Source organism: Coprobacillus sp. AF33-1AC, from assembly GCF_003475785.1.
Lineage (GTDB): Bacteria > Bacillota_I > Bacilli_A > Erysipelotrichales > Coprobacillaceae > Faecalibacillus.
In genome coordinates this window covers 18,447-33,113 of record NZ_QRQB01000026.1, presented here as the reverse complement: position 1 = coordinate 33,113, position 14,667 = coordinate 18,447, and the positions used below count along the sequence as shown (strand labels likewise).

At 30.6% G+C, this 14,667-nt stretch carries 11 protein-coding genes; all 11 read right to left on the bottom strand.

All coding sequences use genetic code 11. The features are described 5' to 3' along the window. Positions 1-58 precede the first annotated feature (58 nt). Complete coding sequence (locus DWZ53_RS09435; RefSeq protein ID WP_118433842.1) at positions 59-2,455, bottom strand: glycogen/starch/alpha-glucan phosphorylase; 2,397 nt, start codon at positions 2,453-2,455, stop codon at positions 59-61. Position 2,456: 1 nt separating this feature from the next. After that, complete coding sequence (gene glgB, locus DWZ53_RS09430; RefSeq protein WP_118433840.1) at positions 2,457-4,367, bottom strand: 1,4-alpha-glucan branching protein GlgB; 1,911 nt, start codon at positions 4,365-4,367, stop codon at positions 2,457-2,459. 173 nt (positions 4,368-4,540) lie between these two features. Next, entirely contained in the window at positions 4,541-6,007 is a 1,467-nt protein-coding gene (locus DWZ53_RS09425) for a glycoside hydrolase family 1 protein (RefSeq protein WP_118433838.1), read from the bottom strand. Positions 6,008-6,106: 99 nt separating this feature from the next. Continuing rightward, on the bottom strand, positions 6,107-7,792 hold the full coding sequence (locus DWZ53_RS09420) for a phospho-sugar mutase (RefSeq protein WP_118433836.1): 1,686 nt from the start codon (positions 7,790-7,792) through the stop codon (positions 6,107-6,109). An 84-nt stretch (positions 7,793-7,876) separates the two neighbouring features. Next, on the bottom strand, positions 7,877-8,374 hold the full coding sequence (locus DWZ53_RS09415; RefSeq protein ID WP_118433834.1) for a cob(I)yrinic acid a,c-diamide adenosyltransferase: 498 nt from the start codon (positions 8,372-8,374) through the stop codon (positions 7,877-7,879). A 5-nt stretch (positions 8,375-8,379) separates the two neighbouring features. Next, a complete protein-coding gene (gene ybaK, locus DWZ53_RS09410; RefSeq protein WP_118433832.1) occupies positions 8,380-8,862 on the bottom strand; it encodes a Cys-tRNA(Pro) deacylase in 483 nt (160 codons plus the stop codon). Positions 8,863-8,908: 46 nt separating this feature from the next. Beyond that, positions 8,909-9,178, bottom strand: a complete 270-nt coding sequence (locus DWZ53_RS09405) for a phosphocarrier protein HPr (RefSeq protein ID WP_118433830.1) — start codon at positions 9,176-9,178, stop codon at positions 8,909-8,911. Between the two features lie 180 nt (positions 9,179-9,358). Further along, entirely contained in the window at positions 9,359-10,402 is a 1,044-nt protein-coding gene (locus tag DWZ53_RS09400) for a class I SAM-dependent methyltransferase (protein ID WP_118433828.1), read from the bottom strand. A 3-nt stretch (positions 10,403-10,405) separates the two neighbouring features. Further along, on the bottom strand, positions 10,406-11,842 hold the full coding sequence (locus tag DWZ53_RS09395) for a hypothetical protein (protein WP_118433826.1): 1,437 nt from the start codon (positions 11,840-11,842) through the stop codon (positions 10,406-10,408). A gap of 268 nt (positions 11,843-12,110) precedes the next feature. Continuing rightward, the gene (locus tag DWZ53_RS09390) at positions 12,111-12,749 is read right to left on the bottom strand and encodes a prepilin-type N-terminal cleavage/methylation domain-containing protein (RefSeq protein ID WP_118433824.1); all 639 of its coding nucleotides are present in this window, start codon (positions 12,747-12,749) and stop codon (positions 12,111-12,113) included. A 67-nt stretch (positions 12,750-12,816) separates the two neighbouring features. Then, complete coding sequence (typA, locus tag DWZ53_RS09385) at positions 12,817-14,631, bottom strand: translational GTPase TypA (RefSeq protein ID WP_118433822.1); 1,815 nt, start codon at positions 14,629-14,631, stop codon at positions 12,817-12,819. Between the last annotated feature and the right edge of the window lie 36 nt (positions 14,632-14,667).

The window sequence follows — 14,667 nt, the reverse complement described above, 5'->3', positions numbered from 1 at the left end:
TATTTTATAGCGATTTTCATAAAAGCACTCGATTATTTAAAGCGCCAGATGTATTCGATTAGAATTTAAGTTTTTCCAAATGCCAAATATCATGAACATATTGTTCAATTGTACGATCACTTGAGAAGAAACCACTTTTAGCAATATTAACTAAACAAATTTCAGCCCATTTATTTTTATCTTGATAAAGTGTTGCTACTCTATGTTGAGCATCAACATAACTAGCAAAATCAGCCAATAATAAATATTCATCATTGCGATTCATTAATTCTTCAAAGATAACTCTAAATTCTTCTTTATTTTCATGGAAAGTACCATTAACTAAACTATCTACCGCACGACGAATGCGCATATCATTATTATAATAATCCCATGCATGATAATTTCCAGATGCTTTTAAATCTTTAACTTCTTGATCTTTTAAACCAAAGATGACACAGTTTTCATCACCTACACGCTCAGAAATTTCAACATTAGCTCCATCTAAAGTACCTAATGTAATCGCACCATTCATCATAAATTTCATGTTACCTGTACCACTTGCTTCTTTACCAGCAGTTGAGATTTGTTCAGATACATCAGCTGCAGGCATAATCTTTTCAGCTAAAGTAACTCCATAATTTTCTAAGAAAACAACTTTTAAGTATTGATTTGTTTCTGGATCATTATTGACTACATCAGCAACACTATTAATTAATTTAATAACTTTTTTAGCAAAGTAATAAGCACTTGCTGCTTTTGCTCCAAAGATATAAGTATGAGGATAAATACGATAGTTTGGATTACTCTTCATTTCTTGATATTCATAAATAACATGTAAAATGTTTAATAATTGACGTTTGTAAGCATGTAATCTTTTAACTTGGATATCAAAAATACTGTCAACATTCACTTCAATACCATTATGTTCCTTAATATAATCAGCTAAGATTTGTTTACGTTCACGTTTTACATCTAAGAAACGATTTTGTAAGATTGGATCTTTGACATGTTCCATTAAATCTTCTAAATGTTCTGGTTTTTTAACCCAAGTATCACCAATTGTTTCAGTAATTAAAGAAGCAAGTTGAGGATTACTATAGGCTAGCCAACGACGATGAGTAACACCATTTGTTTTATTATTAAATTTATTAGGGAAAATATCACAGAAGTCTTTTAATTCACGTTCTTTTAAGATATCAGTATGCAATTGTGCTACCCCATTCACACTAAAACTTCCTACAATAGCAAGTCTTGCCATATAAACAGTGCCATCTCTTAAAATCATCACACGATCAATTAATTCTTGATCACGATGTGATACTTCTTTTACATAACCAATAAAACGACGGTGAATTTCTTCAATAATTTGATAAACACGTGGTAAAAGTGTTTGCATTGTGCTAATTGGCCACGTTTCTAATGCTTCAGCTAAAATTGTATGGTTTGTATAAGCAAATGTTTGCGTCACAATATCCCATGCGTCTTCCCATTCATAATTATGTTCATCAATTAAAATTCTCATTAATTCAGGAATTGCTAGTACTGGATGCGTATCATTAAGTTGGATAACATTCTTTTCGTGGAAATTATCTAAGTTAGGATAAACTCTTAAATGCGCTTTAACAATAGCAGCGATCCCAGCAGCAGTAAAAAAATACTCTTGTTTTAAACGTAACATTTTACCTGCAGGAGTAGAATCATCAGGATATAAACATTGACAAATATCTCTTACATTTTGCACATATTGTCTAAAGTCGCTGTTAGCAGGAATATCATCACTTGGCTCAGCAGACCATAAACGTAATGTATTCGTTGTTGTTGTATCGTTACCAACGACTGGTACATCATAAGGTACTGCATTGACAACAACTGCATCTACATGTTCCCAACGTCCAGTACTTTCATTCCATACAACACGCCCAAAGAATTTTACCGGTACACGATGTTTTGGTTTTCTTACTTCCCACATAAATCCTGTTTTCATCCATTGATCAGGAAGTTCTATTTGATATCCATTTTCAATCTTTTGTTTAAATAAACCATATTCATAACGAATACTATTTCCATGACCAGGATAATCTAATGAAGCTAATGAATCCATAAAGCAGGCAGCTAAACGACCTAAACCACCATTTCCTAAACCAGCATCACTTTCTAATTCTTCTAAATCATGAATGTTAATACCGTAATCAGCAAGTCCTTCTTTAGCAATATCATAGATACCAAGATTCATCATGTTATTTACTAATAAACGACCCATTAAAAATTCCATTGAAAAATAATGCATTTGTTTTTGTTCATTATTTTTGACTACGGATTTAGTAGTGGCCCAGTTTACAGACGCATAATCTCTTACCATTGTTTCTAATGTTAAAAACTTTTCAGTAATATGTGCTTCTTCAACAGTACGTCCGTAAGATTCAATTATTCTTCTTGAAAACTCAAACTTAAATTCTTCTTTATTTTTAAACATCTCATTTCTCCTTTTTTGTTACTACTTTTTTCTTTGAAGGTTTTACTTCAAAAATCATTGAACTAAAGGGGGCAATATTGACCTCAATATAATGATCTTTATTAACAAGTGGACTACGATCCGTCTTCTTTGTCTTTTTAGAGCGAATAGCTCGAGGATTAATAAAGTGACTACCAGAATAAATATCTTGATCAGTATTTAAAATTTCCTTATAGCTTCCCTCTACGTTAACTGGTACTTTATATTTTTCATGACGATTACCAACAAAATTCATGACTGCAACAATCTTATTTCCTTGTTTATCTGTTCTTTGAATTGCAAAAACACTTTGTTCATTATCATCAACAACCAACCATTCAAATCCTCGATAATCATAATCTTCTTCATATAAAGCCGGATATTTACGATAAATTTCATTTAATTTCTTTATATAATGATGAAAAGCATCATGATCTGGATACTTTAAGATTTCCCAACCAAGTGATTTCTTTTCGTCCCACTCACGATATTCACCAAGTTCATTTCCCATAAAATTCAATTTCTTACCTGGATGAACCATCATATAAAGATAAAGTGATTTAACTTGTGCTAACTTATCACCAGTTAAGCCCCACATCTTATTAATAATGGTTGCTTTACCATGAACTACCTCATCATGAGAAAACTCTAATAAGAATCTCTCTGATGAAAAATAAGCCATTGAAAAAGTAATAAGATTATGATCATATTTACGATAAATAGGATCTAATTTAAAATATTTCAAAGTATCATTCATCCAACCTAAATCCCATTTATAGTCAAAACCTAAACCATGTTCCCCAACTGGTTTTGTTACTCCTGGATAATCAGTTGAATCTTCAGCAATCATCATCACTGTTGGATGATAACCTGACATATGTCCATTCAATCGTTTCATCCATTCCATTGCACCAATATTTTCACCTAATTCTTTATTACCTTCGTAATAAATAAGGTTACTGACAGCATCAAATCTAAAACCATCAATATGAAAATATGTAGCAAAGAAATCAACACTACTTAGTAAAAAACTTCTTACTTCATTTTTACCTAAATCAAAATAAACACTGTCCCATGGACTATAACGACGATTAATATCTTCATAATCATAAACAAAACCGCCATCAAACATATGAAGACCATGACCATCCTTAACAAAATGTGCCGGTACAAAATCCATAATGACACCAATATCTGCTTTATGACAAGCATCAATAAAAGCCATTAATTGTTTTGGATTTCCATAACGGCTTGTCGCACTAAAGAAACCAGTAGCTTGATATCCCCATGATCCATCAAAAGGATATTCTGTTAAAGGCATGACTTCAATATGGGTATAACCCATATTTTTAACATAAGGAATCATTTCATCAATAAGTTCTTCATATGAATAAAATTCCCCATCATCTCCTTCGCCTTGACTTTCTCTTTTCATCTTCCAAGAACCAATATTGGCTTCATAAATATTAAGTGGTCGATCAAAATTCTTTGTTCTTTTCTCTAACCATTTTTTATCTTTCCACTTATACCCTTCAATATCAAACACTTTAGAAGCCGTAGCAGGTCTTAACTCACTAAAAAAAGCATACGGATCAGCACGATCTACTAACGCTCCATTTGGAGTTTCAATACGATATTTATAAATATCATATTGCTTAATTCCGGGAACAAATAATGACCAAATACCCCCATCATTATAACGTTCCATATAATGTTTTTCTCCATCCCAATTGTTAAAATCGCCAACCACTTGTACACTTAAAGCATGTGGTGCATAGACTGTGAAGCGAACACCTAATTGCCCTTCTTCACTAACAAAATGTGCTCCGAAGATTTTATACGCCTGTAAACAATTTCCATCATGGAAAGTATGAATTAAAAAACTATCAAACATGTGTATTCACTCCTTTTTCATATATTTTATTATATCATAGATAAAATATATCTTCATTAAATATTATAGCGTTTTCATTTTAATATCAAAACGATTTAGCCTTTTATATCATAATCAACTTGAAATACAAAAATTGTAAAACAGACGAAAAAACTACAGTTTTTAAACTGTAGTTAAATTTCTTCACCATTTGACTCACATACTTTTTTATACCAGTAAAATGAATCTTTTTTACTTCTAGAGAAATCTCCTGTTCCATCATCATGACGATCAACATAGATAAATCCATAACGTTTAGCATATTGTCCTGTACCAGCTGATACTAAATCAATTGGTCCCCAAGTTGTATATCCAATTAATGGTACACCATCTTCAACAGCTTCTTTCATCGCATGAACATGTCCCTTGAAGTATTCAATACGATAATCATCATGAATAGATCCATCTTCTTCTACTTTATCAAAAGCACCGAATCCATTTTCTACTACCATTAATGGTGTATGAGGATAACGATCATGTAAGATATTTAATGTGTATCTTAAACCATCTGGATCAATTTGCCATCCCCAATCAGATGCTTTTAAATATGGGTTTTTAGCACCTTTTGACATATTTCCTGCTGTTTGTTCTGCGTTTTCATCTACAGTAACACAGTTAGACATATAATAAGAGAATGTATAGAAATCAATTGTTCCTTCTTTTAAGATTTTCTTATCTTCTTCACTAATATAAGAAGTATCAATGTTATGTTCTTTAAAATATCTAAAGATATATGTTGGATATTCTCCACGTACTTGTACATCTCCACAAAAATTATTTTTTAAGTTATCTTCATTATAAGCAGCTAAGATATCTTTTGGATTAGGAGTAAGTGGATATAATGTTGTATGAGCAATCATATTACCAATCATGAAATTAGGATTGATTTTATGACCTTCAATAACTGTTTTAGCACTTGCTACAAATTCATTATGTAATGCTTCAAATGTAATTTGTTCATTAGATTTTAATTCATTTAATGGAATTCTATGATCAGCACTTACATCATCCGGATCCATTAATCCTAGACCATATAAATTTCCAATTCCACCTTCACCCATACAAGCAATATTAATTTCATTAAAAGTTAACCAGTATTTAACTTTATCTTTATAACGTTTCATACATGTTGTTGCGTATTTAACAAACATATCAATAACTCTACGATCAGAGAAACCGTTATATTGAGTAACGATATTCCAAGGTATTTCATAATGGCATAATGTTACTAATGGTTCCATACCATATTTATGACATTCATCAAATACTTTATCATAGAAAGCTAAACCTGCTTCGTTAGGTTCTTCATCATCACCATTTGGAAAAATTCGTCCCCAGTTAATTGATAATCTAAATACTTTCCATCCCATTTCAGCAAATAATTTAATATCTTCTTTATAATGATGATAAAAATCAATAGCTTCATGACTTGGATAAAAAGCTTCTGGATCAGTCTTTGGTAAGAATGTTCTTGGTGTATTAACATCTCCACCTAACAACATATCTGGTACTGATAATCCTTTACCATCTTCTAAATATGCACCTTCACATTGATTGGCAGCAACTGCGCCACCCCATAAAAATCCTTTAGGAAATCCCATAACATTTACCTCCAATATTCATTTCACCAGTATTATATAACAAGATTATTTTTTATATCCCTGTTTTCAAAAGATGAAAAAAGATAGCTTAGCTATCTTTTATTCACCGATAATTTTCATCATATCTTTTTGGAATACTTCTGTTTTACTTGCAGCATCATTTGCATCTACACCCTTAATAGAGAAATAGAATTTACATTTTGGTTCAGTTCCACTAGGTCTTGCTGCAATCCAAGAACCATCTTCTAAATAATATTTTAGTACATTTGATTTTGGTAAATCAATTGTTGAACCATCTGAACATGTACTACTTTGGTAATCTTCAACCTTAGTAACTTTAACACCACCAATAACTGTTGGTGCATCTTTTCTTAAATTATCCATAATTTCTTTAATTCTTGTAGCTCCTGCAGCTCCCGCTTTAGCAAGGGCAACTTGTGTTTCTTTAAATGTACCATGTTTTTGATATAATTCATTTAAAACATCAATTAAATCTTTACCTTGTTTTTTATAATAATTTCCTGCTTCAGCAGCAGTTAATACTGCTTGAACAGCATCTTTATCTCTAACAAAGTCTTTTACTACACAACCATAAGATTCTTCATAACCAAAAATAAATTGTTTTTCTTTGGTTGCTTCATATTTACGGATTTTATCACCAATAAATTTAAATCCTGTTAATGTTTTTTCCACATCAACACCATAACTACGGGCAACTAATTCACCTAAATCACTTGTTACGATTGTATTATACATCACTGCATTAGCTGGTAATTTACCTTGTTCTTTTAATTGAGAAAGAATGTATTCAAGATAAACTGCAGCAGATTGATTTCCTGACATTAAAACATATTCCCCATCATGTTTAGCAACAACGCCTAAACGGTCTCCATCAGGGTCACAAATAACAACAACATCAGCATCAACTTCTTTAGCTTTTTTAATAGCTAAATCGTATGAACAAGGAACTTCAGGGTTTGGTGATGCTGTATTAGAAAAATCAGGATCAGGTGCACATTGTGCTAATACAGGAACAATATTGTATCCTAAACGTGTTAAACATGTTCTAACTGGAATATTGCTTGTACCATGTTGTGGTGAAAAGACAATTTTAAAATCATCTTTTTCCATTCCTGGATTCACTTCAATTGACATGACTTCTTTATAATAAGCTTCATCTACTTCTTCACCAATCCATGTCATATAAGGATAAGCTTCATCATCACTGACAACCTCAATTTTTAATTCATCAGCCACTTCATTTACATAACCAACAACTTGATCTGCCCATTCTGGAATAAGTTGGCATCCAGTATCATCATATACTTTATAACCATTATATTCTTTTGGATTATGACTTGCTGTAATCATAATTCCACCCGCACATTTTAAATAACGAACAGCAAATGATAATTCAGGAGTTGGTCTTAAACTTTCAAAAATATAAGATTTAATACCATATGTGGCTAACACTTTTGCTGATTCAATAGCAAAACGATAAGACATATGACGGTTATCATAACCGATAGCCACTCCTCTTTCTTTTCCTTCAGGTAAACCAAGCACATATTTAGCAAATCCAACATTAGCTTTTCTAATTGTATAAATGTTTAATCTATTTGTCCCAGCACCAAGTACACCACGCATACCTGCTGTACCAAATTCAAGATTCGTATAAAAAACATCTTCTTTTTCTTTGTCATTCATTGCTTGTAATTCGGATTTTAATCCGGCATCCATACCTTCAAAGACATTCCATCTTTCGTATTCTTCTTTATAATTCATGTCATTCACCTCTTATTACCATTATATCAAACATATATTAAAATAACCATTCATTTTCATCATGAAATTATGACATTTTATTAACTAAAACTCGATACCTTTTCTTGCTTTGACTCCTTGATCATAAGGATGTTTATGTTTTTTTATCTCACTAGAATAATCTAGTATCACCTTTATTTTATGATTAGGCATTCTACCAGTAAGAATAACTTCATGGTTTTTCTTTAATTGAAGCAAACGATCATAAACTTTTCCTTCATTAATTAAATTTAAAGAAATAACATCTAATAATTCATCTAAAATAATCCCATCATATTTTTCATCAATTAAATCAAAAAGTTCATTCTCTAATTGGCTGACTTCTTTGATCATTTGTGGATCATGCATATCAATAAAGAGTTGCGGCATCTTTTTATACACCACTTTAATACCACACTTTTCTAACATGGGTATTTCACTACTTTGACCATCTTTTAAAAACTGGATAAATAAGACTTGATATCCAGCGCCTTTCATTCTTATAGCTTGACCAACCGCTGCTGTTGTTTTACCTTTACCTGTTCCATAATAACACTGTAACATCTTTATTATTCCTTTATTACACTTACAAGTTTTCCTTGAACCATATCAATTATATCTTGAGGTTTTAAAACAACTTGCATACCTCTTTTGCCAGCAGAAAAAGCCACTTTTTCTTCTTTTAAAATATCTTCTTGAAAATAAGTTGGAAATTGTTTTTTCATTCCTACCGGACTACAACCACCACGAATATAACCCGTAACAGAAAGTAAATCTTTTTGATGAATCATAGCTACATTTTTAACATGTGCCGCTTTAGCCAGTTTCTTTAAATCAATTTCTTCTAAGATAGGAATGCAGCATACTAGATAATGTCGATCATGGTCTTGAAGTACTAAAGTTTTATAAATTTGGCTTGCTGCTAAATCAACTTGGTGAAGGATATGATCCCCACTTAAATGTTCTTCATCATATTCATATTCTAATATTTCATAGTCAATATGATGTTTATCTAGCATTCTTAGTGCATTCGTTTTTGTTATTTTTTTCATAATACCTCCAGATAAAAAAAGGAATCCTTAGGATTCCTTTTAGTTACTATTCAGCAACTTTTTGTTCTTTAATTACTTTTGCAATTGAAGCGATTACGTCTTTTTCGTCATCACCTTCAGCAACAATTTCAACTGTTGCTTTAGTAGGAACACCTAAAGACATAACTCCCATGATTGATTTTAAGTTAACTTCTTTATCGTTATAAATTAATTTAATATTGCTTGTAAATTTGCTTGCTTGGTTAACTAAAATTGTAGCTGGTCTAGCATGTAATCCTACTGGATCAGATACGACAAATGATAATTTTTCTGCCATTATATGACTCCTCCTTAAAATTTCTATACCATGATTATAACATCTAATTCTCGTTATTTCCACCCATTTTCAAAAAAAAATTATGCGCTTTCATCAGCACTAAAAAAAGTCCATAAAATCAATAAAATTTTATTTTAAAATTCAAAACAAATAAAAAATAGATTCAAATTTTCATTGAATCTATCCTTTTTTTCTAGCTACAACAAGGAAGCGATGTGTTGTTAAATCATAGTAATGATTTTTCTTTAATTGTTTCAATGCAGCTGCATAGAAATTAATAAATTGTTCATATCGGTCTACTCTTTCTGGAGAAATTGTTTTAATAAAAGCTAATAGAGCTGATAGTGAATCAAAGCGAAGATGTCCCATATCTTCAAAACCATCAACGATATCAAAACCTATTTCTTTTAGTGTATCTTGACAAACTTCTTTATTCCATTGTCCTTTCATTTTAAAAGGAATAAACATATTGATAATCTCTTTATAATTGTCACTACCCATTTGATCAACAATAAAGTATCCACCGGGTTTTAAAACTCGATACATTTCAAATTTATCATAATTAGCTAATTCATTAACAATCACATCAATCTTTTCATCTTTGAAAGGCATTTTACCATTTTGTGTTACTGTTGTTACTTTTACCCCTTTGTTAGCTAATGTTTCATTTGCTTTGTTGACATTTCCTTCTACAACATAAGTAATAGGAGGTAAATAATCAAACTGATTCACAAATTCCCCACCATCTACACTGACAAAAGCAACATGATTTTCTTCTTTAAAATAAGAAGCAATCACTTGATGAGGGTTATAATTAGGCATTGTTTGTTGCATTAATTGATTATCTTGATGTTTTAAAGCTTCTTCAATTCCATCTTTTAGTTCCTTTGCTTCTTGAATATCCTTTTTAAAGCGAAGTTTAACATAATAGAAATAAAGAACTTGTCCAATAGCGTCACCTATCATCGCTACTGCTCCAAAACCAACTAGTTCAAATAACCATAATGTAGAAAACATTTTTTCATCAGATGTCATCAAATAACAAAACATTCCTAATATTAACATTGAAATTTGTTGACGATATTCAAATTTCTTATCAAATAATAAGAAATAACGAATATTAACTCTTTTTCTTGATTGACGTCCTTCTACTTCACCAAATACAACTCTTAACATCACTAAGATAATGAAAAATGATGCTAACATATAAAAATATACACTCATATCTTACCTCTTATAAATTACATTTCCTTCTATATCGTAATACCCTTTATGGTTTTCTTTAATAAAGTAACCATCTTTATATGTAAGTTCCCCTTCTTTTGAAAAGAGCACTTCATTTTCTTTTAAATCATAAACATAAGTTGTTCCACTTTTATTAAATACACCTAATAATTCATCATTATCACTAATAATTTGTTTGCTTCCCATAAAATAATCTTTAATGACTTTTTTACCATTTTTATCAATCACTTCATATTTACTGTTTGTTTTATAACCAGCATAATATCCATGACCAATATATTCTATTCTTTGATAATTTTTTGAGACTTTTTGACCTTGTAAATCAATTAAATAGTATTGATCTTCTTTTTTAGAAACAATGGCTCTTTTAGCGTTATCAAAATCAGTAGCTTCTTTAAATGATCCTTTAAACGCTAATTGACCATTAAATTTATAAAATTGATATCCTTGATCTCGTTTATAAACATTGAAAATTTGATATTGCACATAATTCGTCATTGGATTAATTTGGATACCATCAACATCTAATGTCTTTTTACCACTAACAAATTGATGTGGACCATAAATATATTGTTTATTTTTTACTACATAATGAGTGGCATCATAATAATAACCATCAACCTTTTGATAAGTCTTTCCATCTAATGAAAGAATATAAGTATCATTATCTTTTGTAGCCACAATAGCGTTATTTTTAAACTGAGCTTCTGTGATATCACATTCTTGTTTAAAAACAACTTTCCCCTTATGATTTACTCTTACTAATTGTTTTTGATTAGCATCATATAATAAATAACCGTTCTTTTTACTATAATCTAATAAACTATAAGTGCCACTGAGTTTAACAGTTAAAAATTGACCTTTTTCATCATTATTTTTTTCAATAGCAAAACCATCATATAATGTTATTTTTTTAGGATAACAGATGAGAACATGTCGATGATGATAAACACTTACTTTAACCACTTTATTTTTAGACTTTTCAATTTCATTACCATATTGATCTAAAACTTGATATTGTTTATTTTTATAAACAATTGGTAATTCATCTATGATAATTTTTGTCTTCTTATTTGTTTTAGAAATCACTTTTCCTTCACTATCATAAAGTGTGTATTGTTGTTTATTTTGTCCTACAACGATATTTTCTAATGCTGATAGTTTCACATTTTTCTTTGCCTTAATAAGTTCACTACCATCATGAGCTAAATAATGGTATCCCTTTTTATCTTTAACAATATAACCATCTAAACCAACAGGTTCATATTTTGTATAAATAAACTTTGTTTTAAGATTACCTTCATTATCACACAAAGCATACTTGTTATCTTTTTCTACAAAAAGAGTTTGTACATCACTTTTTGACTGACATCCGACTAAAATCATTAAAATCGAAAGTACAACCAACATTCGTTTCATATTATTACCTCCTTGAGTCTTTACCATTATAGCATATTTTTTTAAATAAGAAAAAACAAGACCTAATAGTCTTGCTTTTTCTTATTTGGATATATTTTGGATAGAACTTTAAGATAAATAAAAAAGCTTATCTTGTGTAAAACATCAATCAGGTACTTGGATATCTCATTTGACTCTATGCGTCACATTTTACCTTTCTTTTTGTTTTATCACTTTGTTTTCTCTAATCACATTATATCATGCATTTTTATTTGTGCAAGCGTTTTCATTAATCGCTTATCTTTTTTAAATTATCCCAAAAACCACCATCATTATTCCCCTTTATTTTATCCACATTTGTTTCATTTTGACGTGAGACAATATACGTTGTAAGTTCAATATTTTTATTTGTACTTAACACATTTTTTCGAATGGCTGAATTACCACCTACACTTATAGAATCAATAAGTCTCCCTTTTTTACCACCATCATTCCATAAATACTTATGACTCCAAGTTTTACCATCATTAAACCATGGTTTAGAATTTTCAGTTTCTTGATAAACAATTCCATAAAGTTTATAAGCATCTTCTGGCTTACTTGTCGTTTTAGTTGAATCGTATGTTCCTGTAACAAACATCAAAATGTAAGGAGTATAGCCAAGATGATTAATTAAATCATCATTCATATTTTGAGGTAACGTCATATTTTTAGTGTAATCTTGCTTCGAATTTCCATTTTCAAAGGCAAAAGATTTTACTAATGTTACTTGCGAAGCTATCACAGTTTCGCGTACCTTAGCTAGTTCTTTAGCCTCTTTTGCTTCTTTTACATACCCCATTACTGAAGGAATTGCTATTGCTGCTAGAATAGCTAAAATAACGAGAACAACAATAATTTCTACTAATGTAAATCCTTTTTTTTTCATGCTTTTACCTTTCCGTTTCTTATTGTCATTCTATAAAATATATGAAAAAAAGTAAATAAGTTTTACCTTATTTACCTTTTCTATATTGTTGTTTTCTTTCTAATTCTGTTAAGTAACGTTTTCTTAAACGAATATGTTCTGGTGTTACTTCTACCAATTCATCATCATTAATATAATCTAAACAAGCTTCTAGATTGAAATGACGAGGTTTCTTTAAAACAACTGTAGAATCTTTTGAAGAAGAACGGGTATTTGTCATTTGTTTTCCTTTAGTAACATTGACAACTAAATCATTGTCTCTTGTATGTTCTCCAACAATCATACCTTCATATACATCTACACCTGGACCAACAAACATTACTCCACGGTCTTCAACGCCACCTAGAGCATAAGCCGTAGTTTGTCCACTATCAATAGAAACAAGAACACCTAAGTTTCTTTCTCCTACTGTATCTCCTTCTAATGGTCGATATTCTAAGAATGAATGTGAAATAATTCCATAACCTTTTGTCATTGTTAAAAAGTTAGTCATAAATCCAATCATTCCTCTTGAAGGAATTGTATAAGTAACTGAAGTTTGACCATCTTGAGAATGCATATTTTCTAATGTTCCTCGACGATATCCTAAAGATTCAATAACGCTACCAATACAATCATCTGGTGCTTCAATATTAACTTCTTCATATGGTTCACATTTGACACCATCAATTTCTTTAATGATAACTTTAGGTTTAGATACTTGTAATTCATATCCTTCACGTCTCATGTTTTCAATTAAAATTGATAAATGTAATTCCCCACGTCCTGAAACAATCCATTCTTCACTATTAGGAATTCTTTCAATTTTTAATGAAACATCTCGATTTGTTTCTTTAAATAATCTTTCTTCAATTTGTCTAGCAGTAACAAACTTACCATCTTGTCCTGCAAATGGTGAGGTATTTGTACCAAATACCATTTGGATTGTTGGTTCATCAACATGTAATAGTGGTAAAGCTTCTTCTTTACCTGTTGTACATACTGTTTCTCCCACACCAATATCAGCAAGTCCAGCAATCGCAACAATGTCACCCGCACTTGCTTCTTCAATTTCAATACGATGTAATCCTAAGAATCCATATAATTTTTGAATTCTAAATTGAGTATGACTACCATCAGCTCTAACACATGTTACTGATTCATTAACGTGCATTTTCCCTCTTTGAATACGTCCAATACCAATACGTCCAACATAATCATTGTAATCTAATAAAGCTGGTTGGAATTGTAATCCACCTTCTTCATCAACTAATGGTTCTGGAATTTCTTTAATAATCATATCAAATAAACAATCCATATTAGGTACTTGTGTTGCAATATCTGGGTCTAAACTTGATGTACCCTGTAATGCTGAAGCATAAACTGTTGGGAAATCTAACTGATCATCATCAGCTCCTAATTCCATAAATAATTCCAATACTTCATCCATAACTTCTGGAATACGTGTCACTGGTCTATCTACTTTATTAATAACAACAATTGGTTTTACTTTAGCAGCTAAGGCTTTTTTCAAAACGAAACGTGTTTGAGGCATTGTTCCTTCATAGGCATCAACAACTAATAATACCCCATCCACCATATTCATAATACGTTCTACTTCTCCACCAAAGTCAGCATGACCTGGTGTATCCATAATATTAATACGATAATCTTTATAATTAATAGCTGTATTTTTAGCTAAAATAGTAATTCCTCTTTCTCTTTCTAAGGCATTACTATCCATTGCACGATCATCAATTTGTTCATGATCGTCTAATGTTCCTGATAATTTTAATAATTGATCTACTAATGTCGTTTTCCCGTGATCGACATGGGCAATAATTGCTATATTTCTAATATTCATATGATCGCTCCTTTAATAACTTCATCATTATAACAC